The sequence below is a fragment of the Rhizobium sp. BR 315 genome, assembly GCF_050577975.1.
Taxonomy (GTDB): Bacteria; Pseudomonadota; Alphaproteobacteria; order Rhizobiales; family Rhizobiaceae; genus Rhizobium; species Rhizobium miluonense.
Genome location: NZ_JARWKZ010000050.1, coordinates 1 through 25,691, shown reverse-complemented (window position 1 = coordinate 25,691; position 25,691 = coordinate 1). Strand labels below are relative to the sequence as shown.

At 59.5% G+C, this 25,691-nt stretch carries 20 protein-coding genes and 3 pseudogenes; 5 read left to right on the top strand and 18 right to left on the bottom strand.

Annotated features, from left to right (window positions below; translation table 11 throughout):
* Positions 1-325: 325 nt before the first annotated feature.
* The 5 genes and pseudogenes from QD409_RS29170 to QD409_RS29150 all read right to left on the bottom strand — a co-directional run bounded on the left by QD409_RS29170 (position 326) and on the right by QD409_RS29150 (position 7,032).
* Positions 326-1,573, bottom strand: coding sequence for an O-antigen ligase family protein (locus QD409_RS29170; protein WP_430764366.1), 1,248 nt, complete (start codon positions 1,571-1,573; stop codon positions 326-328).
* A 292-nt stretch (positions 1,574-1,865) separates the two neighbouring features.
* Positions 1,866-3,287, bottom strand: coding sequence for a TIGR03808 family TAT-translocated repetitive protein (locus tag QD409_RS29165; protein WP_430764365.1), 1,422 nt, complete (start codon positions 3,285-3,287; stop codon positions 1,866-1,868).
* Positions 3,288-3,601: 314 nt separating this feature from the next.
* Positions 3,602-4,711, bottom strand: coding sequence for an acyltransferase family protein (locus QD409_RS29160; protein ID WP_430764364.1), 1,110 nt, complete (start codon positions 4,709-4,711; stop codon positions 3,602-3,604).
* A 222-nt stretch (positions 4,712-4,933) separates the two neighbouring features.
* Positions 4,934-5,194, bottom strand: a pseudogene (locus QD409_RS29155) (ISKra4-like element ISMet1 family transposase); the annotation flags it as partial.
* 50 nt (positions 5,195-5,244) lie between these two features.
* Positions 5,245-7,032 (bottom strand): methyl-accepting chemotaxis protein, encoded by a 1,788-nt coding sequence (locus tag QD409_RS29150; RefSeq protein ID WP_092853020.1) that lies wholly within the window; start codon positions 7,030-7,032, stop codon positions 5,245-5,247.
* A gap of 477 nt (positions 7,033-7,509) precedes the next feature.
* Between QD409_RS29150 and QD409_RS29145 the strand changes: the two are divergent.
* Positions 7,510-7,803, top strand: a pseudogene (locus tag QD409_RS29145) (DUF4172 domain-containing protein); the annotation flags it as partial.
* A 141-nt stretch (positions 7,804-7,944) separates the two neighbouring features.
* A complete protein-coding gene (locus QD409_RS29140; protein ID WP_430764363.1) occupies positions 7,945-8,148 on the top strand; it encodes a cold-shock protein in 204 nt (67 codons plus the stop codon).
* A gap of 883 nt (positions 8,149-9,031) precedes the next feature.
* Here QD409_RS29140 and QD409_RS29135 read toward each other — a convergent pair.
* Positions 9,032-9,679, bottom strand: a complete 648-nt coding sequence (locus QD409_RS29135; RefSeq protein WP_430764362.1) for an alpha/beta hydrolase — start codon at positions 9,677-9,679, stop codon at positions 9,032-9,034.
* A 186-nt stretch (positions 9,680-9,865) separates the two neighbouring features.
* Between QD409_RS29135 and QD409_RS29130 the strand changes: the two genes are divergently transcribed.
* Entirely contained in the window at positions 9,866-10,897 is a 1,032-nt protein-coding gene (locus QD409_RS29130) for an IS110 family transposase (RefSeq protein WP_430764361.1), read from the top strand.
* Positions 10,898-11,158: 261 nt separating this feature from the next.
* Here the strand turns inward: QD409_RS29130 and QD409_RS29125 are convergent, their stop codons facing one another.
* Positions 11,159-12,130 (bottom strand): VOC family protein, encoded by a 972-nt coding sequence (locus tag QD409_RS29125; RefSeq protein ID WP_430764360.1) that lies wholly within the window; start codon positions 12,128-12,130, stop codon positions 11,159-11,161.
* 182 nt (positions 12,131-12,312) lie between these two features.
* Between QD409_RS29125 and QD409_RS29120 the strand changes: the two genes are divergently transcribed.
* On the top strand, positions 12,313-13,302 hold the full coding sequence (locus QD409_RS29120; RefSeq protein ID WP_430764359.1) for a LysR family transcriptional regulator: 990 nt from the start codon (positions 12,313-12,315) through the stop codon (positions 13,300-13,302).
* 349 nt (positions 13,303-13,651) lie between these two features.
* Here QD409_RS29120 and QD409_RS29115 read toward each other — a convergent pair whose 3' ends face one another.
* The 10 genes from QD409_RS29115 to QD409_RS29070 all read right to left on the bottom strand — a co-directional run bounded on the left by QD409_RS29115 (position 13,652) and on the right by QD409_RS29070 (position 23,000).
* Positions 13,652-14,176 carry a flavin reductase family protein gene (locus tag QD409_RS29115; protein ID WP_430764358.1) on the bottom strand — a complete coding sequence of 175 codons (525 nt, stop codon included), beginning with the start codon at positions 14,174-14,176 and terminating at the stop codon, positions 13,652-13,654.
* 77 nt (positions 14,177-14,253) lie between these two features.
* Positions 14,254-15,480, bottom strand: a complete 1,227-nt coding sequence (locus QD409_RS29110) for an acyl-CoA dehydrogenase family protein (protein ID WP_430764357.1) — start codon at positions 15,478-15,480, stop codon at positions 14,254-14,256.
* Positions 15,481-15,523: 43 nt separating this feature from the next.
* Complete coding sequence (locus tag QD409_RS29105) at positions 15,524-16,303, bottom strand: alpha/beta fold hydrolase (RefSeq protein ID WP_430764356.1); 780 nt, start codon at positions 16,301-16,303, stop codon at positions 15,524-15,526.
* 24 nt (positions 16,304-16,327) lie between these two features.
* Positions 16,328-17,341: a zinc-dependent alcohol dehydrogenase gene (locus QD409_RS29100; protein ID WP_430764355.1), complete on the bottom strand. Its 1,014-nt coding sequence runs from the start codon at positions 17,339-17,341 to the stop codon at positions 16,328-16,330.
* On the bottom strand, positions 17,338-18,375 hold the full coding sequence (locus tag QD409_RS29095; protein WP_430764354.1) for a branched-chain amino acid ABC transporter permease: 1,038 nt from the start codon (positions 18,373-18,375) through the stop codon (positions 17,338-17,340). Before QD409_RS29095 ends, QD409_RS29100 begins: the two co-directional genes overlap by 4 nt.
* Positions 18,376-18,379: 4 nt before the next feature.
* On the bottom strand, positions 18,380-19,237 hold the full coding sequence (locus QD409_RS29090; RefSeq protein WP_430764353.1) for a branched-chain amino acid ABC transporter permease: 858 nt from the start codon (positions 19,235-19,237) through the stop codon (positions 18,380-18,382).
* Complete coding sequence (locus QD409_RS29085; protein ID WP_430764352.1) at positions 19,224-19,952, bottom strand: ABC transporter ATP-binding protein; 729 nt, start codon at positions 19,950-19,952, stop codon at positions 19,224-19,226. Before QD409_RS29085 ends, QD409_RS29090 begins: the two co-directional genes overlap by 14 nt.
* On the bottom strand, positions 19,949-20,677 hold the full coding sequence (locus QD409_RS29080; RefSeq protein ID WP_430764351.1) for an ABC transporter ATP-binding protein: 729 nt from the start codon (positions 20,675-20,677) through the stop codon (positions 19,949-19,951). The genes QD409_RS29085 and QD409_RS29080 overlap by 4 nt, the downstream gene beginning before the upstream one ends.
* 133 nt (positions 20,678-20,810) lie before the next feature.
* Positions 20,811-22,112, bottom strand: a complete 1,302-nt coding sequence (locus QD409_RS29075) for an ABC transporter substrate-binding protein (protein ID WP_430764350.1) — start codon at positions 22,110-22,112, stop codon at positions 20,811-20,813.
* Between the two features lie 69 nt (positions 22,113-22,181).
* The gene (locus QD409_RS29070) at positions 22,182-23,000 is read right to left on the bottom strand and encodes an SDR family NAD(P)-dependent oxidoreductase (protein ID WP_430764349.1); all 819 of its coding nucleotides are present in this window, start codon (positions 22,998-23,000) and stop codon (positions 22,182-22,184) included.
* Positions 23,001-23,323: 323 nt separating this feature from the next.
* Between QD409_RS29070 and QD409_RS29065 the strand changes: the two genes are divergently transcribed.
* Positions 23,324-24,982 (top strand): XylR N-terminal domain-containing protein, encoded by a 1,659-nt coding sequence (locus QD409_RS29065; protein WP_430764348.1) that lies wholly within the window; start codon positions 23,324-23,326, stop codon positions 24,980-24,982.
* A gap of 57 nt (positions 24,983-25,039) precedes the next feature.
* Here the strand turns inward: QD409_RS29065 and QD409_RS29060 are convergent.
* Positions 25,040-25,213: pseudogene (locus QD409_RS29060) on the bottom strand (GNAT family N-acetyltransferase); the annotation flags it as partial.
* Positions 25,214-25,691: the final 478 nt, after the last annotated feature.

Sequence of the window (25,691 nt, the reverse complement as noted above, 5' to 3'; positions counted from 1 at the left end):
GCCCAGGGGTCAAAGTTCTGGGTATCACCCTTCAAGATGAAGAAAACTGGGTTGTTTCTGCCGCTGCGAAACCTATCGGTATCTCCCTGGATCGCGGGACGCGAAGTCGGCACTGGCACGGCTGGCATAGTGTCGGAGCATTCCCGACGAACTCTCGCCGCTCAGTTGGGAGAAAGCTTACCGGGATCTATTCCTGGGACGCGGAGCAGCAAATGTCCGAAGGCTTGAGACTCTTGCGACTTGCCGGACACCTTCTTCGGGTTGCAGTATGCTCATCATTCGTTCGACCTTAGCGTACGATTTAGAGCAGTTCTTGTTCTACCCCCTAATTCAAGTTCATTCGCTGATGGCGTCGCTCAAGGGCGCCGCAGCCCCAGACGATGCCAATCAGCATGTAAAGATGGCGCCAATGGTCGGTATCGATGACGTTGCCAATGCCGACATGGCCGAGAATGACGATCCAGGCAATCATCCCGAAGGGCTGCCATGGCCTCTCTCTCAGGAGGTTGCGAAAGCCGATGTAAATAGTCCAGCAGATCATGCTAACCCAGCAGAAGAAGCCGAGCCAGCCATAGGTAGTCAGCGTCTTCAGCCAAGTATTGTGCTCGTCTTCTTCGAACATCTGACCAAAAACCAGCGGCCCTATGCCGAGCGGCCGCTCCATCGACAGCGAGAAGCCGAGACTATGGCGCTCGAAGCGGCCGAGATGTCCGCCGTCATATTCCTGCACGAGCTGTAGGCGCGTGGAAAACAGGTCGCTGACCTGCGGGAACTGCAGCGCAATGACGAGCAGCACGACCATGAGGATGATCGCCGTCAACGACATTACCAGGATGCGCAGCCGGAACTTGTTGCTGCGGTACTTCAACAGCATGCAGAAGATCAGCATCACCGAGGAGAAGGCAAACAGGCCCCATGCCGCGCGCGAGAAGGACAGGAAGATGCCGAAGGCCAGAACGAGAAGACAGACCGCCTTGATAGGCGCCTTTTTCAAATCGCCGATCAAGAGGCCGTGGATCAGATAGAGACTGGGCGCTGCGAGATAGGGTCCGAAGACGTTCGGATCCTGGAAGGCGCCCTTGGCACGGTCATAGAGGGTGAAAATGTCGAAGCCGGGAACGGCGTGGAAATAGCCGAGGATGCCGAGGCTCGCAGTGATCAGCGCCGCCGCCACCCACGAGTTGAAAATCAGCTTCAGCCGTCTTTCGCTGTCTTCGATGATGGCCGCATAGAAGATTGAGCTCAACGCGAGGAAGGTCGAGACGGCAATGTAGATCGGGCCATCGAGATGATTGCCGGCGGCAAGGTTGTGCATCTGCGTGATCGAGAGCATCCCGCCGACATTGAACGTCAGGAACAGGGCCAGAAGCGGCGCGACGCGGCGCGAGATTTTCAGGCCGAGAATGAACCATGTGCCGATGAGAAAGGCGAGCCACAGCTCGTAGGGTGCAGGCTCCGCGATGACGAAACCCGACAGGAATACCCCTATGGCGACACACGCCGTACCGATCAGCCGCCAAGCGGCGAGCTGCGGCTGCGCGACGCGGGACGGTTGGAGCTCCGTGGCGGTCAATAGGCGTTTTCCGTATTGAGCAAACGGAACGGCGTCAGAAATCTGATCCTGTTTGCTATGCAAACCTCATCCCGGCAGCCGTTGAACTCAGCGTCTACGGTAGATGCCAAGTACCGGACAATATTTCGCTTTGACAAGGGCATTATTTCATCGCTCTCACCTTGAATAGTACAGTACTCATCATTGACGATTTGAAGTTAACGAACGTTAAAACAGGTTCGAAGACTATTCCGTCCGGCGGCAGGAAGGAGCTCAGCCGGAAAACGGCTGAGCCCCAGGGCGGGAAGATTACTCAGGGATTTGCACGATTCATGCCGACGGTGAGTGGGCCGGAACTCGTCTGGGTAGCATTGCCATAATCAGTGTTCGGCGAACCGCCATTCTTGTCTCTTTGGAAAGAGGATCCGTCAAAACTGTACGAGACGATCGCGCCTGAAATCGGATAGTTGGGATCAGCCACGTTAGAGATATCGCGATAACCTCGCACGACATTGGAACTCACAAGGATAGATGAAGCGGAGTTGTTGGTCGAATACGCGATTCCCATCGGGCAATTGTTAATCAAGTTGCCTGTCGCCATGATATCCTTCGCGGCGTCGTTAACCCCAAGCCCTATAGCTGCGCCAACTGTTAGGGAAATGACGTTGTTAGTAACGATCGTGTCCGTCTCCACCGTAATACCACGCCCGGTTGTCAGTGATGTCGAACCATCGGGATAAGGAATCGCATTGTTAGTAATGTTGATGATATTATTGTTCGACACGACACATCGATCTGCGATGCCATCGCCGTAAAGTCCGGAGTTGGCGACACTTATGCCAAGTCCGGCGGTATCGATGTTGTTTCCACTGATGATGCCGCCGCTCAGATTTTCGCCGGCCCCGGGGGCTTCGATAAAGATCGCCACCTCCCGCATGTTCCAGCAGTAATTGTTGACGACATGACCGTTGTTTGCCGCGTTCAGCCGGATGGCGGAGAATTTTGTATTGAAGACATTATTTTCGCTGATCTTAACATTGCCTGCCCTATAGACTAGGATGCCATTTCCGTATTGGCCGGTGCCCCCCGAAGCGTTATCGACCCAGTTGACCGTGTTACCGGACACCACCGAACCATTGCCGCCGACCGTGCTGGCCCAAACACAAATGCCATTGTCGTTCAGTGTGCTCAACCCGTTGTTTTCAATGAAGACTTGAGAATCGATAGCAAAAATCCCAATCCCACAATTGGAGATGCGATTATCTGCTATGCGGCCACGCGCGTTGTTAACCGCCACGACCCCTGTCGCCATCGATTTCGAGACGTTACACTCAGAAAAAATGAAGTCCGTGGTGGATGATCCGTCGAAGCGGATCAGCCCCGCGATTCCGGAGCCATTGATCGTCTGGTTGCTGCCGTCGAAATTGATGCCGCGAACGACAACATCCGGAACGTTGTTGACGTTCAGCAGGTAGGGAGCGGCGGCGCTGAGCCTAACGGTTACGGTGCCTTGCTCTGCAAACAGTTCAAGGCGGTTGCCACCGCCGCTCGCAGTGTCGACGAGGATCTGCGAGGTGAGATATACGCCGGGGAGCAGTTGAAGCGGCTTTGCACTACTGCGTGCATTATTAATAGCCGTTTGCAGATTTGAAACAGCTGACCAGCCAGTGCCAGGCGAGGAAGACGACTGGCTAACAACAAGCAAATTGTCCAACGATTTTTGATAGAGGGTCATAATTTCCGTTTTCCAACTTATATTCAACCAACTCGCCTTTCAGTATCGAAAGACAAATCGGATTGTGTTGTTCAAACATGGCAAGAACGTGCCGGTTGTAGGTATTTATTCCTATTTTCTTGACAAGACACCTTTAGGATGTGCGTACTAATGTATGGGAACTACCGTGTGCGGCCGCAGACGGGCTGGAAAAAGACCCGATCAAAGGCTGAGTTTATCAAACGGCGGCGAAGACCATCTCCGAAATCGCATTCCGACGAGTGCTGCCGTGTGATTGAGCCGCATCACGTAGATGCGGCTCAATTTGCTTTGCTTCATTCCGCTCCGGAAGTACCTTTCTTCGGCCGCGATAGATAAAATCCATTGTCGAATAGCCGCGTCAAAACTGACCTGATCAGCCGTCGAGACGGCTCGTCGAAGAAGCGCCAAAGCAAATATGAAATGCATATCAAAAGCAGCACGGTCACCGCTATAACGGCTTCCGGCGAAGCTGTCGCCCCGACCTTGTTGAAGATCACGTAGCCGATGTGCTGATGCAACAGATAAAGAGGATAGCTGATGCCGCCAAGCGCGAGCATCATGCCTCCAGGCAAAAGCGAACGCTGTCGCTTTATCGCCAAGGCGACAATTGCCACAATGGCAAGACAGGAGATGGAGACGACCAGATCGCTATAGCCCACACCGTAATTTTCCCGATTCCATTGAGCCATTTCCAGGGATTGGTGCAGAGCAACCGCAACGGATAAGACAAGCAAAACGAAATTGCGAAGTGTGTAGCCTTCACGAAACACAGCATAAAAAACCAAGCCGATACAGAAAAAGCCGCTTTCGTCGGTCAGCGCGAGATGGCGCATCAAAGGATTGGCAAAGAAAGCGCGATCTATTATTGAAACAAGTAGCCAGCCAACAATAATGGCCGGATACAGCCGGCGCTTGAAGCCGCCCAATGTCATCAGAACGAAAACCCAGCCGTAAAACACGACCTCGTATGAGATCGACCAATAGGAGCCGTCTATGACCTGTTGCCCCAGCAATTCGGGCTGGACGAGCAGATTAGCGGCCCATTGCGAAACGGTCGCGTTGATTTGCGGCGCGCCAAAAATGACGACAATCAGGAAAGTCAGCGTCATGCACAACACGAACATCGGATAAATTCGCGCAAAGCGTGCGATAGCAAATTGCATCGGTGTCCGCCCTTCGGCCGAGTAGGCGATGACGAAACCGCTTATCACGAAGAACATCTGCACGCCCAGATACCCGTATTTCAACACTGATATCCAGGCTGGAAGGGTCATCTCGGTAACACCAAGCGTTTTGCCCCGAAACCCGAAATGAAAGAGCATCACCGCAAGTGCAGCCAGGAGCCTGAGTTCATCAAGTACGCCGACCCGCTCGCCGGGAGCCACATGTTGCACCTGCGTCATACCGATGTCCAAGTCATTCAGTGAGCCCTGCAGTAAAGACAATCCTAAGCTTCATCAACATTACACTCAACCGAGAGTCGGAACAAGAAGGTCACTATCCGGAGAGCGTAAACGCAAAACGTTGTGAGATTGAACAGTCTGCATTCTGAAGGGGACCGGTAATTTCCCTGGGTTCAGGCGGCACGCAGCAGAGGCGGCTTCGGCTTGCAAATTGGTGGCGCGTTCGGATTGGGATCGAGCGACATGATCGGCGATCTGCTGCATGGGCTGGATCTTCATGGCGATGTGGAACCAGTCTATGATATGGGCCGTCGGTTGCGGCATGGCGCGGGGAAACCGCTTCAGGATGTCGGCGCCGTCCGAAATCACCGTTACATCACCAAAGCCGCGATATCCGATTTCTTGGAGAGCATGAAGAGCGCGATCGCGGATTGCATATTGCTCAGTGCTGCTCGTGACGAAATAGCGGCTACCGGTTAATCCTCAGGCCCCCGCGCGCGCTTTTGATTGTGATGTTAGGCGCGTTGCGTCAGTCAGAACTCTTCCCAACTACCATTATCGACCGCCAGCGCGGCGGAACCTTGCACCTGAAACTGCGGTCGAATCCGTCGGCCGGCGCTTTGAGCGGCAGATTGAGAAGCTGGGATTGCCATCTTGGGAGCCTCCGAGGCTCGCCGCTGCTCACCATACTTGAACTGCTCGAGCAGTTGGAACAAGGCGGCCGCCTCGCGTGCGAGGCTATGGCTGGCGGCTGTCTGCTCTTCGACCATGGCTGCGTTCTTCTGCGTGCCCTGATCGACAGTATCAACTGCCTGATTGATCTCACCGAGAGCAGTCGACTGCTCCCTCGCCGCATCCACGATCGCCACCACATTGGTGTCGATTTCCTGGACTTGGCTAGCAATCTCCTGCAGCGCGCCGCCTGCATTGGTAACAAGGGCAACACCATTGGCAACCTGAGCGCCGGATGCCGTGATCAACGTCTTAATCTCTTTTGCCGCCTTTGCCGACCGCTGAGCCAGCTCGCGCACCTCCTGTGCCACAACGGCAAATCCTTTGCCTGCGTCTCCGGCTCTGGCCGCCTCGACCCCGGCGTTCAACGCTAGCAGGTTTGTCTGGAACGCGATTTCATCGATAACGCCAATAATGCTTGAAATCTCACGTGATGACGCCTCGATCTGATCCATGGCATCGATCGCATTTCGCACGACATCGCCAGAATGCTCGGCATGGTTCCGCGCCCGGGCAACAAGTCTTCCGGCCTCTTCCGCCCTTTGGCTGGAATTCTTGACAGTCGTCGTGATCTCCTCAAGCGCGGCCGCAGTCTGCTCTATCGAAGCTGCCTGCTGCTCGGTGCGCTTGGCAAGGTCGTCAGCCGCAATCCGTACTTCATTCGAGCCAGAAGCAATCGCGTGCGCGTTGTCCGCGACCGTCGACATGGCGCGCTTCAGTTTATCGGACGCGCTATTGAAGTCCGTTCGCAGCCGCTCAAGCGAGGGGATGAATGGTTTCTCAATCCTTTGCGACAAGTCGCCCTCGGCGAGACTTGTGAGACACGCAGCGAGTTGATCGACGTTTTCGACGCGGCTTGTCACATCCGTCGCAAACTTGACGACTTTGAAGACCTTGCCATCAAGTCCGAAGATCGGGTTGTACGAGGCCTGGATATAAACCCTCCGACCTCCCTTACCCAAACGCATGAATTCATCCGCGACCAATTCACCGGCGGCCAGTTTCTTCCAGAAGTCCTGGTACGCGCCCGATGCCGTATAGGAAGCCTCACAGAACATCGAATGATGCTTGCCCCGGATCTCCGCAAGCGAATAGCCGAGGGCTGACAGGAAATTTTCGTTGGCAGTCAGAATTTCGCCAGCTGGAGTGAATTCGATGACAGCTTGTGCCCGCGATAGGGCTTCGATCTTGCCGGCGTCCTCGGCAGCCTTCAGCTTGCTGGCGGTAATATCGGTGGCGATCTTGATAACCTTGACCGGTTTGCCTCGACGAAAGACAGGATTGTATGAGGCCTCGATCCAAACCTCCCTGCCGCCTTTGCCAATACGTTTATACTGCTGTTGGTCAAAGTTTCCGGCCGCGAGCTTCGACCAGAATGCCTTGTATTCCGGGGACCGCGCATAGGCCGGCTCGACGAACATGCTATGGTGCTTGCCTTTGATTTCAGAGAGCTCGTAACCGAGTGCACCGCAAAAATGCTCGTTGGCTGTGAGAATCTTGCCAGAAAGATCGAATTCGATCATGGCCTGCGATTTGGACAATGCAGAAATAATAGCAATAGCATTTGCGCCGCGATCAAGAATAGACATTACGACACTCCAATGACAACCTAAGACACCTGAAGTTAATCAACAGTATAATTCTATCGTATGCTGCTTAACTCATAGTTAATATTAAATTAATCAATCCTAATATTAGGTATCGTTTTCATAATATTAGAGCCGGCTTTATGACGAAACGTCCGGACTGTCAGGCGACCTCGATCCTGTGGTTGTATCGTAGCCGTTTTACTAAGAACCTTGTGATCTGCTCGGTGTCCAATCGAGGCAGTTGCTTTTCAAGGGACAGTGCTCCGGTGGGCTGATGGTGGCGCTTGTCCGAAACTTGTGTTGTTGTCCCCTTCCGGTGTTGAATTCCATACTAAATTCACCCCAATTACCGTTTCGCGATGACCCACAGCTGGTTCAAAATAACGAAGCATTTCATAGGTCTGTCTCCACCCGGCTTGGTCGCCACCAGGCGGAAAGAAGGGTCAAATCAGGACGGAATGCAACACAAATTGGACGCAGCAGGCGACCCTTGCCCGTGTCGCGTTTTATATCCGCAAAGGGAAATTCTACGACCGATTCCGCGGCCAGTTCAACGAACGCCAGGACAAGGTCGTCGCTCGCATGTTTCGCGAAGGGATTGAAGGCTTCAAAGGCGGTTTGAGCGCAGAAAACTACATCTCGACCACCGGGACCTCCCGAGCGACAGCAACACGAGACCTTCACGATATGGTGGAGAAGGGAGCGCTGAGCCGGAGCGGCGAACGCCGCCATACGCGATATGCATTGAATATGCCCGAAGCCAAGAAATAGAAAAGCATCTACTGACATGACTTTCACGCACTCGACCCCGAAGATCGCTGCCTTCGAGGCCCTTGCCAGATCGGCTTGATCTGGCAAGGGCTGACCGTTAGGTTGCCACCGCGATCAAACCGCAACGACATGAGGATTGTTATGCCGACAGGCAAGGTTAAGTTTTTCAACACTGACAAAGGCTTTGGTTTCATCACGCCGGAATCCGGAGGACCCGACGTTTTCGTTCATGTCTCCGCCCTGCAATATGGCGATGTGCTGAGAGAGGGGCAGTCCGTTTCCTATGATCTCGGCCAGGATCGAAAGACTGGAAAGTCAAAAGCGGAGAACGTCAGACCGCTCTGACGCGATAGACAAATTGCTACCCGATATCTCGGGTAGCAATGAGCAAGAACACGCAGTTGACATCAGAAGGCCCTGGTCGTCACTTTACATTTGATTCATCGATCACAGGACGCACCTAGTCCGTAGTGTTTGAGAGTATGCGCTTACAAATTCAGGCCTTAATCTATGCCAGTTTTGATATCAGTGAGGGAATTCGCCAGCCTTCATGCCAAAAGCGGCCACGGCGTACCGCGTTGAGTGGGTCGACGCTAAAGACGTATCCACTCAATCACGCATATCAGTGGATCATGTCCGGCTTTCAATACGAGCATAATCGCAGAACTCTACCCTGCGTCACAATGTCATCACTCGCGCAGACTTCAGCCCTAAAGGGGTGGCAATTTGGAAATTAAAATCTAGACGTAAAAGGAGCGCTTTGTCTCTTCTCGAAACTCACGAGCGCATTAATCGGATTCAGCTGCGCTTGAACAGATTCCAACCGGCGGCGATCTAGTTTGATGATACCAACGCCCTGAATGTATGTGACAATGTACATTGCCTTAGATATCGGCGTCGGTATCCGATATGCGCCCAACGCCTTCGTTAGCAGCCGAAATTTGCCGGCTGTAACGCCATGGCTTACTGGATCATGCAATCTACCACGGTTCGTGGGCAGATATGCACCTTATGAGAGCGTTATTAAATAATTAATTCTATCGGTTGTTAAAGGTGGAGCAAAATCCCGCCACGCCTCGGAGTAGCAGTCGGCCACGGTTTGCGCACGCAGAAACCTGCGTGAGGTTCTCACGCATGATCTTGCCGAACTGTTCGATCACCTCCGGCGGTATTTCCCTGGCGGCGGCAGCGCGCGTGCGCACACGGTCGAGGGCGGCGCGGTCGTAGCCTACAGAGCTGCGCGGCGGTCATCGACGATTGCAGACAAAAGATCTTCAAGGCTGGTGATCTCTTGGCTCGAAACTTCGTGCGAGCGGTCAGGCAGGACGTCGCAGCGCAGACGCGCCCGAGCTCGGGCTAGGTTTTCCACAGCTCCACTAAAAGCTTCGACGGGAATCCAGGGATCCTTGTCCGAGCCGGTCAGATAGACCGGCATACGGTCAAGATCGGCAAAGGGCCTGTCGCACTCAACCGTGCCGACACGGCAGCCGGTGAGGTTGGCCATGGCGCCCTGCCATGGCCCGTATTTCATCGCATATTCCAGTGCGAGGCACGCTCCTTGGCTGAAGCCGCCAATTACCAACGGCGTAGCATGACGTCGCCGCGAAAGATCGTCCGCGATGCTGCGGACGTAAACGAGCGACCTGTCGAGCTCCTCGCGCGTCGCCGGTGTCAGCCGTTCGGTGGCCCGCGCGCCGTACCAGCTGTTGCCAGCGGCTCGCGGCAGCACGAAAGCCACGCGCGAGACCTTGAGCCTGCTGATCACCTGTTCCCGCATGTCTTCGGGGGACTGGGTTCGCCCATGAATAAAGATGCAGTGGATTTGCGCCTCCTCGGGAGTAACGCCGAGGAGTAGAGGTGTGTGATGCGTCGTCATCGATCCGGCTCAGAAGCTTGCGGGTTCCAGGCCGGCGATCAGTTCCTCGCGACGGTGCTCGAACATGGAGTAATCGCGGCGCGATCTCGCCCTGGCTTTTTGGGCTGGCGAGGGTGGTTGCCCCCGATAAGATGGAAAAACGGGCTCTCGATTGGAACCGGGCCCAAACATCGGATGGAGGCAACCATGAACCAGTATATTGGGCTTGATGTTTCATTGAAAGATACCGCGATATCGATCCGGGAGAACGGCAAGCGGATCTGGCGGGGGAAGTGCCCTTCGGATCCAAAACTTCTGGCAGAGATGATCCGCAAGCATGCTCCGCGCGCTCGGCGCGTCGTATTCGAAACGGGACCGCTGTCGACGTGGTTCTATCACGCGCTGACGACCGAGGGGGTTCCTGCGATCTGCATTGAAGCGCGGCACGCGCAAAAGGTATTGAACGAGACGCTCAACAAAACTGATGTCAACGATGCGGACGGCTTAGCTCAACTCGCTGAAGCAGGCTTTTACAAAACGGTTCGCGTCAAGTCGTTTGACGCCATGATGGCCCGCACGTTGGTGGCTGCCCGCGAACAGCTCCTGAACATCTCAACACGACTCGGCAATCAAATCCGCGGTCTGATGAAAACCTTCGGTTTGATCGTCCCGAAAGCGAAGGGTCGAGTATTTGATGGTGATGTACGGAAGCTTTTGGATGGGAACAACGAGCTTGCGAAGATTATCTTGCCTCTTTTGGAGGCGTGGCACGATATCCGCAAACGTGCAGCCGATCTTGGTCGCCAGCTGCTGATTGCGGCACGTACGAGCGGCGCCACGAAGCTATTGATGACAATTCCGGGAATCGGCGCGGTTACCGCGGTGTCCTACGTTACGGCAATTGAAAATCCGGAAAACTTTCGAACGTCGCGCTCGGTGGGCGCTTGGCTTGGGTTGACAACCCGGCGCTACCAATCAGGCGAGGTCGATTATGACGGCCATATCTCGCGCAGGGGTGACAATCGCTTACGTGGGTTGCTTTACGAAGCAGCGACAACGCTGCTGACGAGAACCAGTGCCAGGACCGAGAGCAGCCTCAAGCGTTGGGGACTTAAGCTGCGCGAGCGACTTGGCTTCAAGCGGGCCGCTGTGGCCGTCGCCCGGAAACTCGCGGTCATCATGCACAGCATGCTCAAGACGGGAGTAGTGTTCAACGCATCGGCTGGCGCGACGCTATAGGCACGCTCAGCCTTCGTCCCTCAGCGCGCCACTTAACTTTGGTGCTGAGCGTCCCTGCTGCGGACGTGGGCAGGATCATTCCGCTTCTAGTGGCTGCAGCTCGTTGAGACTGCGCCTCGAACATTAGGAAGATCCCACCTGCGAAGACCATTGTGCGGCGGCATTTGTCGACCGCGGAGACAACCCTGCTCCCAGCACTGGATAGCTCAGAAGGACATGGCCGCAGAGGGCAGATCCACTCAATCGGTTCAGCCGCGTTGCCTAAACCCGCAAGCCGGCAAGGTCGTTAAATGCCAAAACCAGCTTGACGGATGCAATGCGATTAGACAACCACGGCGGGAAGACCAGCGTCGAGCCGATCTTGTCCGCGGGCTCGTCGAGCGCCCAGCCGCCCTCCACTGACCAAGCGATCTCGAACAGCGCCCCGCCCGGCGAGCGCACGTAGCAGGACTTGAAGTAGTTGCGGTCCTTCTGGTCGGAGACGTCGGTGAAGCCGAGGCCTTCCAAATGCGCCTTGAGCGCCAGCTGGTTCTCCTCGTTGCCGGTATTGAGGGCGAGGTGGTGGATGGTGCCGCCGGCAAGCGTCCAGGTGCCCTGCGGGCCGTTCGCCTCGTGCAGGATTTCCACCATGCTGCTCGGGCCGCCCGCGTTGGGCACGGAGAACATCAGGCCCTCGTCGCTGTCGGCCTCTTTCTTCATCGCCAGACCAACGCTCAGGAAGTCATCCATCGAGGTGCGGTCGAAGACTGCGATCGCTGCGCCGTAAATGCCTTTGATACCGTGCGAGTCAGAGACACCCTGCGCTTCGTTGACAATCGAGGGACGCCTATCGGCCGGGCTTTCCACCAGCTCGTGCGGGATGCCGCATGGATGCTTGAAGGCGACGCGGGTGATGCCGAAGCGCGAGATCTTGGCTGCCTCGATGCCACGGCTGTTCAGCCGGTCCACCCAGTAGCCGGCGGCACCGACCGGGATCGCCTGCAGGATGACCTTCGACTGGTTTGTGCCGCGCTTGCCGAACACTGCAGGCTTGCGGAATGGGAACGTCGTGATGATCGTGGAGGCTTCGCCGCTGCGCGATCCGTAGTAGAGATGATAAACAGGTATCGTGCCGTCGAACAGCACGGTGCGCTTGACCGAATAGAGGCCCAGCGCCTTGGTGTAGAAATCGTAATCTTCCTGCACACCGTCGGTGCAAAGCGTCAAATGATGATAGCCGCTGACAAGTGCCATCGTTCTCCTCCTATGAATGACCCATTGTCCCCGGGGCACGGCTCCTCCACCGTGTCCTTCCCCTGGGTTGCGGTTTCGCAAGCAGTCTCCAAAACGCCCGCCAACCGCTTAACGTTTGAAAACTATAGCCGATCCAAAACGGCTGTTGATGAGATTATTCATAAATACTATAGCATTCTGCTATGAAGCTTGTGGAGCATCATCTCGTGCAGCTTGCCGCCGTCATCGAGACGGGTGGTGTCACCGAAGCGGCCGCCATGCTGGGCATGACCCAGTCGGCTGTGTCGCGGACCATCTCGATTCTCGAGAAACGCATCGGCGAGCCGCTGTTCGTCTCCGGCCGCCGGCCGATGCAGCCGACGCCGCTCGGCGAGCAGTTGGGCCTGCAAGGCAAGGCCATTCTCGCCTCTTCGCGCAAGGCAATGGAGATCATCCGCAGCTTCAAGTCGGGCTCGTCCGGCCGGGTGCGGATCGGCGGCGTACCCTTCTTCATGGATGCGGTCGTCTCGCCGATGATCGCTTCCTTCCAGCGAGACGAGCCGGGCATCATGGTGCACCAGTCCTATGGCAACTATTCCGATCTCGTCAGCGAGCTGGAGTCCGGCCAGATCGACGTGGCCGTAACACCCACGGGTTCGAACGACCTGATGGTGGATCAGCAATTCGAGCCGCTGCTGCCGGCTCGCAACGTGCTCGCTTGTGGCACTGGTCACCCGCTGATGCGCAAGCGCAATCTGGCGACGGAAGACATCGTCAACTATCCCTGGGTGGCGCCGCTGCCCGGCTCGCCGCTGGTGCTCGACCTGCACAATATCCTGCTCACGCTCGGGCTGGAGGAGGTCTCTATCCGCTATGCCGGCGGCTCGCTGCTCAGCGTACTCAACTATCTGAGGGGCACCGACGCGCTAACGATCCTGCCACTGTCGGTCGCCCATTCCTTCCGCCGGGAAAACAAGATCAGCGTCATTCCGCTCGCCATTCCTCAGCCGGAACGGGCGCTTGGCATCATGACCAAGAAGAAGCCCTACTCCAACCCGGCCGGCCGTAAGTTCATGGGCCACCTGCGGCGGGAATTTTCGGAACTACGCCGGGCGATCGAGAAGCATGAGCGCGACATCCAGTGGGCGCATGGTCCGTTCATGGCCGAGCGCGAGCGGAAGGGTGAGGCTTAAGCGTGCGGCAACGCGCATGAGGGAGAGGCTCCTCCCCGCAAGGGGCAGGAGAATCGCATATGGCTTTTACGGGGTTGAATATGCGAGGAAAAAAGATTCTTCAGAGGTCCTCAAACTTTGGCTTCAGGAGACCTTGATGGAAGGCTTCACGTCGTTTTTCGGACATGGCCGACTTCGGAGAAGGCGGGAAGTCGCAAGGATCACGCCCGCAGACCCTCGCAACCTTACGCAACATCGCCCTCAACCTCATCAGGCTCGATCCCGACAAGGCATCCATCCGACGCAAGATCAAAAGGGCCGGATGGGATGACCAGTTCCTTACCGAGCTCCTCGCTAGTATGCGATAGCCCTAGAATGTCGCCGAATCGTCCGGCCACAACAAGAGCGGTGCCCGGCCGGCGTCGGCGATCGGCTTCAGTCCGTGCCAGGCTCGGTTGGCATAGATGAGGGCGTCATCGCGGAAGGCGGTGGGAGGATCCGGCGAGGCCTCCAGAAGTTCTGCGGCGACTAGACTGGCGCCAGGAACCGGAAACAGCCCACGGATCGCCGCCCGGAACCACAAGCCGACCTCGGGATAGTACGGTTCGCCGCCTTCGAGCCGCGCCCAGCGAACATTCGGGCCGAAGCGTTCCTTGCCGGGGGTCGCGCAGAGCCGAGCAAGCTCCATGTCTCGGCGACGCACGAAATGGACGACCACCGTTTCCGACCGACGCACCGCGCCGGCACTCGAGGAATGGTCGGACAGCGAGAAGGCGACCGTCGGCGGCGATGCGCTGACCGAGATCAGCGAGCTTACCGTCAAGGCCACCGGCCCGTCCCCGGAATCGGCGGTGATGATGGCGACGCCCGCAGGATGATGGCGGAAGGCCGTCATGAAAGCCTCCGCCACACCGGCATTGCCGCTCCCCGAAGCCGCCGGAGGGCTTTCCCCTTGCGTTTCTGGCCGTACCGTCATTTCTTTTCGACCAAATCGTAAAACTGCCAGACGCGGTCGCTCCACAGTCCGCCGATCTCGCGGCCAGCCGCCCCGACGATGTTGTTGTTGATGGTAAAATGGTTGGCGGCCACCAGCATCTCGCGATAAGTGCGCTGCATGACACCGTCACGCAGCGACGCGCCGCCGGCTGCACGATAGACGAAGTGGCAAGCATCGACGCCGGCTTCATGCACCTCCGACTTGGCGAGGTGCACGAGGGTGATCTGGCGTGTCGACACACGCTCGCCCGCCTCGATCGAGGCCTCGACATCGCGCCAGGCCTCGAACAAAAAGGCGCGGGCGGCGCGCACGCGGGCTTCCGCTCGGCCGTAGTCGAACCAGAATTTGTCACTCTCCCCGAGCATGCCGGCACGACCGGTCTTGGTCACGGCGAACCTGGCCATCTCATCGAGCATGCGGCGGGACGCGCCGATCGCCCAGCCCGAATGGCCGATGGCGGCGAGCCCGACGACACCGAGGCTGAAGAATTCCTTCTGGCGTTGCGGCTCGGCTGTCATGATCGGGAAAACCATGTCGTCGGCGACGAAAACATCCTTGGCGTCGTAGTCGATGCTGCCTGTGCCCTGCAGGCCGAGCACGCTCCAATTGCCGAGAAGCCCGTGCTCGCCTACCGGCGCATGGGCGCAGAGGACGACGACGTTACCGTTCTCGTCTTTGGCAGGTTGACCGTTGCCGTCGTCCAAAAGGGCGGCCGTGTGGGTAAAGGTGGCGTGATGGATGCCGCTCGCATAGGACCACTTGCCATTCAGCAGATAACCGCCATCGACCTTCTTCAGCATGCCGGTTGGCGTGCCCTGACCGGAGAAGCGATTGTCGGCGTCGCTGCCGAACAGGCGCGAAATCGCGGTGTCGGGGAGGAAGGCGGCGGACATCGCGCCGATACAGGCATGAACCATCGATACCCAGCCGGCAGCACCGCTCTGATAGGTGATCGCCTCGATCAGCTGAAGGCCCTGCGTCGGCGACAGCTGCGCGCCGCCGAGCTCTTCGGTCGCAAAAATATGCGACATGCGCAGCGGCTTCAGCGCCGCGAAAGTGGCATCGTTGAGCTTGCCCAGCTCTTCGCTGGCCACGGCGTTCTCCTGAAGGACCGGGCCGATCTTGTGGATATACTCAAGAAGGTCGGCGAGCTTCGTCTTGGTGCCCCAATAGCCGATGCCATGTTTCAAAGGTGCGTTCATCTTTGTTTCTCCTGAAAATAGGTCTGATCTTGCTGCAAGCCGTTCAGCCCGCGAGGAAATCGCCGATGGCGACCACCACGTGAGGGTCCTCCTGCACTGCGAAGTGGCCGACGCCCGGCACTATGAAGGTGCGGGCGTTTGGAATGCGCTTCTGCCAGATTGGCGCCTGGGAAGCGGGCAGCATGCGGTCCTTCTCGCCCCAGACGATCAGCGTTTCGTTCGGGATGCGGGACAGCCAGCGGCCAAGATTGGGATGGCCCATGCCGTGCGCCTTCAGGATATTGCCGAGCGCAACTCCCTCCTTCTCGCGAGCGGCGAGGAAGGCGTCGAGCGGCCGGCATTCCGCCCCGCCCGGGAAATAGCGGAGCGCAACATCGACCTTGTGCGCGAGGTAGCTCGGGAGTGCCTCCGGGCCGATTGCCGACAGGTCGGCGCCGGGATGGTCGGGATCGTTGAGACCGGCGGGCGCGTTCAACACCAGTTTGCCGAAACGCTCGCCGGCGACGGCGGCCATCTCGGTGGCCATCCAGCCGCCCATCGAGTGACCGACAAGGTGCGGCCGATGAAGGCCGAGGGCGGCAACCAGATGCAGGTTATGCACGATGATATCCTGCATGCCGGCGATATGCGGCGCCTCGCCGCTGTCGCCGAAGCCGGGGTGATACGGCAAGTAGACGCGGAAGCGATCGGCAATACCGCGTGCCCACTCCGTGCCCTCAATGGTGGCGGCGCCATGCAGCGCGACCACTGCCGGGCCATGACCGATAACGCGCACGGCGGTGTCGACGCCGTCGATGTTGTATCGCTGGGTTTCGAATTCCATTCCATTCCTCCTCGAATAGGCTTTTCAGCCGCCCGCGGGCGTAATCAACACCTTGCATTGCGTGGTGCGCCGTCTCAGTGCCTCGAATGTGTCGGGGACCGCGGTGAGACCGATCCGGCCGGTCACCAGTGCCTGCGGCCGGTAGCGGCCCGGACCGAGCGCCTGCAGCGCCATGTCGAATTCCGCCATGGTGAAGAACACGGCGAAGATCACCTGTATTTCCTTGGAAATCGCCGCAAACGGATCCCATTCGTCGCCGCCGACGCAGAGCCCGACTGCGACCACTGCGCCGTGCACGCGCACCAGCCGACAGGCCGCGTCGATCAGCCCGCGCTTGCCGACGCATTCGAAGACGATGTCGGGTGCGCCACCCGTCGACGCGTGGAACTCCTCCGCTAGTCCCGGACCTGAGAGCGCGAAGCCGGTGGCTCCGATTTCGGCCGCGCGTTCCGCCTGATGGCGGTTGAGATCAGCGACGACGACGTGAGTGGCGCCGAGCCGCCGCGCCCAGAAGGCGACGAGCAGGCCGATTGGGCCGGCGCCGAGGATGAGCACGCGCTCTCCGGGCTTCAACCCCGAGCGCACAACTGCATGCAGGCCAACGGCGACGGGTTCGGCAAGCGCGCCCTCCTCCGTCGGCAGGTCGTCGGGCAGACGCCGGCATTGCCGGGCGGCGACGGTAACGAAATCCGCGTAGCCGCCACCGATCAGCCGCATCTCGACGCACCAGGCGGGCTCGCCATTGCGGCAGCTGTCGCAATGGCCGCAGCCCCGCATTGGTGCAACCGCCACCCTGTCGCCGGATTTGAAGTCCGTGACGTCGCCGCCGAAGGCCACGACTTCGCCAGATATCTCGTGGCCGAGGATGCCGCCTTTTGTTAGCCCGAAGGTCTTCGGGTCCTCGGTCATGTGCAGGTCGGAGCCGCAAATGCCACAAGCGGCGACCCGCAACAGCACCTCGTCGGCACCCGGCTGCGGCGCCCCGGTCGTCGTGATGGTGAGCGGCCGCCCGGCCGCCTCGAACAGGGCCGCCCTCATTGCCGGTCTTCCAGAAGCGTGCGTCGCGTTGGGAACCAAGACGCGTTGGTTGCCTTCTGGATCAGCCCCCATAGACCGCCGCGCGCAAACAGCGCCATGATGAGGGTGAGCAGGCCGAGCACGACCAGATAGGTGGCGCCGTACTGGCCGAACAAGCGGTCGGCGACGAAATAGACGAGCGCGCCGATCAGCACCCCTTCCAGCGATCCGAGCCCGCCGACCATGACAATGAAGATCGCCACGTTCGCCCAGGTCGGGCTGTAGGCGGCCGGCGGCGTGATGCGCAGCTGCGCCATGAAATAGATGGCGCCGGCAAGGCCGGTACCGACCGCAGCCGCTACCCAGATCAGGAACTTCAGGAGGCCGACGTTGACCCCCTGGCTTGCAGCGGCAACCGGGTTGTCGCGGATGGCAACAAGCGCAAGGCCGTAGCGCGAGCGCAGCAACAGATAGCTGCCGCCGACGGCAACGAGCAGCATGAGGGCCGCCAGCAGGGAGATGCCGACCGCACGTTCGGTCGGCGTATAGCTTGACATGACGCGCAGGCTCATGCCGGCGCCGGCATTGACGTAACCGAAAACAGAGGTGGCTAGCCGCATCACCTCCGCCACGACCCAGGTGCCGATGGCGAAATAGGGACCGTCGAGACGATGCAGCAGGCCGTAACTGAGCGCTGCAAGGATAGCCGGCGCGATCACCGACAGAGGGACGGCGAGAAAGGGATTGAGACCCCAGATCTGTGCCATGATAAACATCGCATAGGCGGCGACGCCGACGAAGGACTGCTGGCCGACGGAGACAAGCCCGCCATAGCCGGCAAGCAGGTTCCACATCTGCGCCACGGTGATGTAACAGCACAATTGGACGACGTCGCGGATCAGCCCCTGGCTCGCCCAGAGCGGCATGGAAGCGACAGCGGCGAGCAGCGCGATGCTGATGACGAGCGCAATCAGACTCGACCGGGTCTGGCGCTGCACGCGCACGGTTGGTTGCGGGATGGTTTCGGTCGAAGGAGCGGCGAACGCGTTGGTCACGGCTTCAACCCTTTCCTAGGAAGCCCTGGGGACGCAGGGCGAGGATGACAAGAAAGACGAGATGCCCGGCGAGGATGCCGAAGCCAGGATCGACACGGAACCCGACCGACTGGCTGACGCCGAGCGCCATGGCGCCGAGGAAGGCGCCCCAGATCGAGCCCATGCCGCCGATGATGACCGCCTCGAAGGCGTAGATCAGCTGGAAGGCGCCATCGGCCGGTGCCACGGTCGAGCGCAGCGACTGGAAGACGGCGGCAAATCCGAGGATCGCTATGGCGATCGCCGTTGCCCCGGTATAGACCGTCTTCGGATTGACCCCAGTCAGCGCCGCGGCCTCCACATCGGCCGAAGCCGCCCTCAGCGCCCGGCCGAAGCGCGTCGAGCGCAGCGCCGCATCGAGGCCGCCGGTCAGGACCGTCGCCGTCAAAAGCACGATCACCGGCAAAACGCCGACGAAGAGCGGCCCGACCTGGAATGAGGCGTGAACAATGTCGCCGCCCGCCAGCGAACGGGTGTCGGCCGACCATATCTGCAGCATGGCGTTCTGCAGTGCGATCGACAGGCCGAAGGTGGCGATCAGCGAGGGCAGAGGATCGGCGCCGACGACACGGTTGAGGATCAGCCGCTGGAGGATCACACCGATAACGGCGCCGAGCACCACGAGGATGACCAGCACCGACCATGGCCCGAGCGAGAAGGTGGTGGCGAGGCTAATGCCGATCAGCGCAAGCAAGATCACCAGATCACCGTGGGTAATATTGACGACCCGCATGACGCCGAACATCAGCGCCATGCCGAGCGCGTATTGGGCGTAGAGGCCGCCGAGAAGAATGCCCTGGACGAGCCCGTCAAGCCACTGCATGGGTCCCTCCGAAATAAGCTTCGCCGATCGCCTCGCGCGAGATGTCGGCCGAGCGGCCGGTGAGGCTGACGCGGCCTTCGAGCATGCAATAGAGCCGGTTGGACGAGGAGCGGGCGAGACCGACATCCTGCTCCACCAGCACGATTGCAGTGCCGGCCTGCGAAATCGACGGAAGTGATTGATAGATTTCTTTGACCACCTTTGGCGCCAGGCCGAGGCTGATTTCGTCGCACAGGAGCACGCGCGGCTGGCTGAGCAGCGCCCGGCCGATTGCCACCATCTGCTGCTGACCGCCCGAGAGCGACTCCACGGGCACGGCCTGTTTCTCCTTCAGGATTGGAAAGAGCGCGAACAGGCGTTCCAGCGTCCAGCCATTGGCAGCGGGTTTGCCGGCATGGTCGATGGCGACGCGCAGATTATCGATCACCGACATGCCGACAAAGAGGCGCCGGCCTTCTGGTACGATGGCAACGCCATCGGCGACCATGCGGTGCGGCTTGGAGCCACCGACCGGGCGGCCGTCGAGCCTGACCATGTCGGGGGCAACACGAAGCAGGCCCATGACCGATTTCAGCAGCGTCGACTTGCCGGCGCCGTTGGCGCCGATCAGGGCGACGACCTCGCCGGCGGCAATCTCGAAGTCGATGCCGTAAAGGGCCTGGAAATCACCGTAGCGGGCGACCAGCCCGTGTGTGGAAAGAAGCGGAACGCTCATGCTTCGACCCCCATGTAGACCCTTCGCACCTCCGGGCTCTTGATGACGTCGGCCGGCATGCCCTCGGCGATCTTCTCGCCGAAATTCAGCACCATCATACGGTCGGCAACGGCGAGCAGCGCATGCAGCACGTGTTCGATCCAAACGATTGTGATGCCGCTGTCGCGGATGCGCCGGATGAGCGCGACCAGCGCCTTTCCCTCCTCGTCGGTGAGCCCGCCGGCGATCTCGTCGAGGAGCAGCAGTTTCGGCGAGGAGGCAAGCGCGCGCGCCAGCTCCAGCCGCTTGCGATCGAGCAAAGTCAGCGATCCGGCCGAGCGGTTGGCCTTGTCGGAAAGCTCGCAAGCCTTGAGGATCTCGGCGCAGCGCGAGTAGCTGTCGGCCTGCCTTTCGCTTGTACCGAAGAAGGCTGCGACGAGCAGGTTCTCGAAGGTCGTCATGCCGACATAGGGGCGCGGGATCTGGTAGGTCCGGCCGATGCCGATCTTGCAGCGTCGATAAGGCGGCTGACCGACAAGCTGCTGCCCGTCGAAAACCAGTTCGCCGCCATCGACGCGCAAGTCGCCGCTGATCAGATTGAATAAAGTGGTCTTGCCTGCGCCATTCGGCCCGACAATCCCTAAAACCTCGCCAGCCCCGACCGAAAAGCTCACCTCGTGCAGAACCTTGAGGGCCCCGAACGATTTGCTCAGGTCGTGCGCTTCAAGTAGTACGCCGTTTGCCATGCTCCTCCACCCCGGCCTTTTCCGGCCGGTGGCGCGGTTTATCCGCACCCGTTCCTATTCGCCTTCCGCCCGGCCCGGCCCGAAGGCATCGGGCCGGGCCGGCATGTCGGTTCGTCTTGGGTTGAGGCCTTGGTCAGGCCGTCCGCCAGGGCAGCGGCACGATCTTGCGTTCCGGCTGAAAGAGCTTGTTGACGGTATTGTCGACGATCTTCAGGTCGTAGGGCCACTTGTCACCCTTTACCCACTGCCCGCCGAAGATCGGCGAGGTCGCTACGTTGGCATGCGGCCCGCCGGCAAACTTGACCGGACCAATCAGCGTGTGCATGTCGGTGGCGATGATCGCCTCCAGATTGGCGGCGCGGTCTAGCGGGTTTTTCGAACGCTTGAGAACGTCGATGGCGACTTCGAGGATCGCGTGGCTGTAGCCGAGCGGCTGCGTCCACTGCTTCTTCTTTTCCGCTTCCCACTGATCAGCGAGATCGCGGCTCACCTGGCCGGTCAGTGTCGACTTGAAGGGAAAGGCCGGCGTCCACCAAACCTCGGACGACATCCCCTCGCCGAGCGAGCCCATGGCTTCGACGCCCGAGGAGAAGAGCAGCGCCGCCGCCACCGTGATCGCCTTTGGCTTGTAGCCTTGCTGGGCGCACTGGTTGACGAAGGTCTTCAGGTCGGCGGGATAGGCGATGCCGCCGATAATGTCGCAGTTAGCTTCTTTGAAAGCGGTGATCTGCGCGGAAAAATCGTTGGTGCGCGGCTGGAAGAAGCCAGGAACGACGATCTCGAAACCGGCCTTCTTGGTCGGTGCCGGCAGGCCGTAGTCCATGTTCCCCCAGGTCTCGCCGTCGGCGTTCTGCGGGAACAGCATGCCGACCTTGCGGTTGCTGTCCAGCGTGTTCCACAGGCCGACATAGGTGTTCAGCGCTTCATCCAGGCCCCAGAAAAAGTGGTAGGTCCATTTGAACGGCTTGTCCTTGCCACCGCGCGGGAAGATGATTGCCTGCCAGGGCGCGCCCGTCGAAATGCACGGGCATTCGTTGAGTTCCGCCTGGTCAGCGGCAGGGCTGACGGTGTCGGTGGTCGAGGCCGGCAGCAAGAGATGGACGCCCTCGTTCAGAATGAGATCGCCCGCTACTTCCGCCGACTTGTTGGGATCGGACTGGCTGTCGCGGAGCAGGAATTCCACGTTGAAACGGCCGGCGGCTGTATCGAGGCCGCCCTTCAGTTGTTCCTTCACCTTTTCGAGTGCCCAGCCGTCAGTCTCGCCGAAAAGGGCGAGCGGTCCGGTCGCCGGCGTGACGAAGCCGACCTTGATCGTACCAGCCGATTGCGCGCGGGCAATCATCGGCGCGCCGAGCGCGGAGGCAGCAAGGCCCGCACCCAATCCCCTTAGCACCGTACGGCGCGAAGGCCTGAGCAGACTGTTCTTCAGTTCCATTTTATGTCCTCCCTCTAGAGTTCAAGCGTCGGCCGCTGGTTCCTCCTCCCGCGACCGACGACATTCAATTCATTTGATCCGGTGCATCGAGCCCCCGTCGATGACGATCTGGCTTCCCGTCACGTAGGACGAACAGGGCGAGGCGAGGTAGAGCGCGAGGCCCTTGATGTCCTCTGGATGCCCGATCCGTCCGATCAGGGACTGCTGCTCGAAGGCCAGGCGGTCGGCCGGTATCTGGAGCCTGCCGCCGGCGATGTTGGTCATGAACGGACCGGGCGAGATGCAGTTGATGAGAATGCCGAACTGCCCCAGTTCCATCGCCATCTGGCGCACGAAGTGATCGACGCCGGCCTTGGCCGGCATATAGGGAGTGCCAACGATCGCCTCGTTGATCTGGGCGGCGATGGACGAGGTGACGATGATGCGGCCGCCGCCCGTCCCCTTCATATGCCGTGCGGCATGCTTGACCGTGGTGTAGACGGAGGAAAGATTGACCTCGATCACCCGGTCCCAGTGATGATCGTCGAGAACATCGATGGCGCCAGCTTCGATCCGCTCGCCGGTCGTCGACAGGAAGCCCGGTCCCGCATCAATACCGGCATTGGCAAAGACCACATCGATCCTCCCATGGCGCTCGGCCACAGCATCGAAGGCGGTCGCCATCGCGGGCCGGTCTGAAACGTCGATGGCCTGGCCCCAGACCTCACGCCCGCGCGCGGCGATTTCCGGCACAACGCGCTCGAGATTGCCCGCATCCATATCGAAAATGCAGACACGTCCTCCGTTGTCGGCCATCACTTCCGCATAGGCACGGCCTATGCCGCTCGCGCCGCCGGTCACGATGACCGACTTTCCACGAACGTCGAACATGTCCTGTAAACTCGCCATTTTTCCCCCCGCAACGCCAAGGCGGCATGCCCGAGCCTTCGCCCGAACTCCTCCTTTTCTGCCTCGCCCTCCCCGGCGCAGCAGAATTGCTCCATTAGGAGAAGAAATCGGGACCGCCTGTCAAACGCCCCTGTGGGACGGTCGAGAAAGTTTTGCGAGCCATAACCAAAGCTCTGAAATCCAACGGGATTCTTTTTTCTTACCGCCCCTGCCCCGGACTTGCCAGCGAGGTCGCATACTGAAAAGATAAAACGACTTCATGAAATGATAAAACGTGCATTCGCTTGTGGGTGGCCTACCGCTCATGGCTCAAGGGGGGACAGATGCAAGGACTGGCAGAATCGTCGAAAATGCTGGACCGGGGCGGCGATCCGACGGTGCGGCAGCTTCTCTCCAGCCTGATCTTCAACCCGAACGACGGAACGATACGGCTGAATGGCGCGCGCATCGTCATGCAACGGGCGTCCGCCCTTTCGGACCTGCGGCGGGAACTCGTACGCCTTCTCGGCGAAAAGGAAGCGCGCGTCTTCCTCCTGCGCCTGGGCTTCATGTCCGGCCGCGCCGATGCGCGCTTCGTGCGCACCGGCTGGCCGAATCTCGACTTGGGCGATGCCTTCACGGCCGGCACGCGACTGCACACCTTCAGCGGCGTCGTGCGGGTAGAAACTGTCTTCAACTCCTATGATTTTCGCAAAAAGCGGTTCTCTGCCGAATTCCTCTGGCACGACAGTGTCGAAGCCGCCGAGTTCAGCAAGACCCGTCTTGCCTCCGACCCAGTATGCTGGACGCAGCTTGGCTACGCGTCTGGCTACGCCAGCGAGTTTTTCGACACGCTGATCGTCTATAAGGAGGTGGAATGCGCGGCGCAGGGACACAGCCATTGCCGCGTCGTCGGCAAACCGGCGGACGGCTGGGGCGCCCAGGATCCCGAGGTGGTTCTTTTCCGCGAGCGTATCGACGTCGCCGACGACACCCGGCCCATACCGCCCTTGCGCGGCAGCGCGGGGCGCGTCACGGAAGCTTCGCTATCCGGCATGGAGAGCCTCGTCCTGATGCCGGTGCTCGAGAAGCTTGATCGGATCGCAGCCATGGCCCTGCCCGTCCTGATAACTGGCATGCCGGGTACAGGGCGAGGCAGCGCAGCGCGCTATCTCCGCCGCATGTCCGGATTTCCCGCAAACGACACGCGACGGATTGTCGGGATGCAAGTCGACCTGGCGCTGTGCACCGAAGTCGCGCGTGCGGAAAAGACAGCGCGCCGGACACCCTCCCGTGAGCTCATTCTGATCGATTCTGTCGAAACGATACCCGCCGAAATCCAGCCCCACTTCGCCCGCGCAATCGAGGAAGGCATTGCGGCGGGCGGGCCTCGCATTGTCGCAGTGGCTGACGAGCGCTGCGCGGCTGACGCGCCAAGCCCTCTAAGGGAACTTTTTTCGGTACTCTCCCCAATAACCGTTCGCATGCCGACACTGGCCGAAAGAGAAGGCGAGCGAGTGGCGCTGGCGCGCTCCATGCTGCCGGTGCTTGCAACACGAATGAACCTGGAGCCTCCCTGCTTCGAAGCTGCGGCCGAGGAATTGATCGAGGCAGAACTCTGGCCCGGAAATCTGCGCCAGATGCGTAGCGTCCTTATCGCCGCGCTCGACACTCAGACCAACAGCACAACGATTTCCGCTGCCCAGATCGAAGCTCAGCTGACGCGCTTCAACGGCAGTTCGGCAAGCGACAGCCATCAGCCCGGAGGTGCGCCGATCCATCCCCATCAATTGCTGGAATCCGAAGGATTTTCCCTCAACGCTCTGGAACATGCGCTATACGCGGCGGCTATGGAACGGGCGCATGGAAACCTTTCGGCCGCCGCTCGCATGCTTGGACTGACGCGGGCCCAGCTCGCCTACCGCATGGAAAATGCTCCGCATTGCAAAACTACAGGTCACAATGAACAAATGGGGTTTCCCCCTTCGGGCGGCGTCGTATAAAGCTTGCTCAGTGCCGCGATGGCATCGTGACCAGCAGTGTCAGGCGTTAACTGGCTATCAGATCAGGCGGCACACCATTATAGCGTCGTCGATTTCCTTGCCGTCGTGAAGAAAGCCGCCGGGAATTCTGCCCGTTACAATCAAGCCTTCTCGCTCATAAAACCGAATTGCCGCCGGGTTCACCGCGCCGACAGCGAATTCCAACTGTAGAATCCCAATGTCACGTGCATACCGGTTTGCAGGGGTACCCCAAGCTAATTTGGTGGCCATCGTAACGACCAATTATCAGTCCCCAGATTGTGAAGTTTGGATACCTAACTACGTTTTGGAGGAGGAATGGCTGGTTGCGCGCCGCATCGCGCGGGAACCGGACAAAACCTTGATGGGGTCGGACCACGGCCTACTTCTCTGGATCGGGCGGCGTAACCGGTTCCGCGTCAACGTCACCTAACATTACAGTTGCATTTTCGCCTTCAAATGCGCTCGTCGAGCGGCAGCCTGATGGGCGCGCCTCCAGCATGACCACGCGATGACGTAGGCGGGCTTTATGCGACGCTGGGCAAGCCTTGTGGCGATGCGCCGGACTTCCTGGATAGACCAGCGGATTAAATCCTGATGGTCGGCATCCGCGGTCTTTTTTGGGGCGTCACGTCATTGGCGCGATACCGGATCACCGCCATCATGGCGAAGGCGAGCATGACGAGCATGA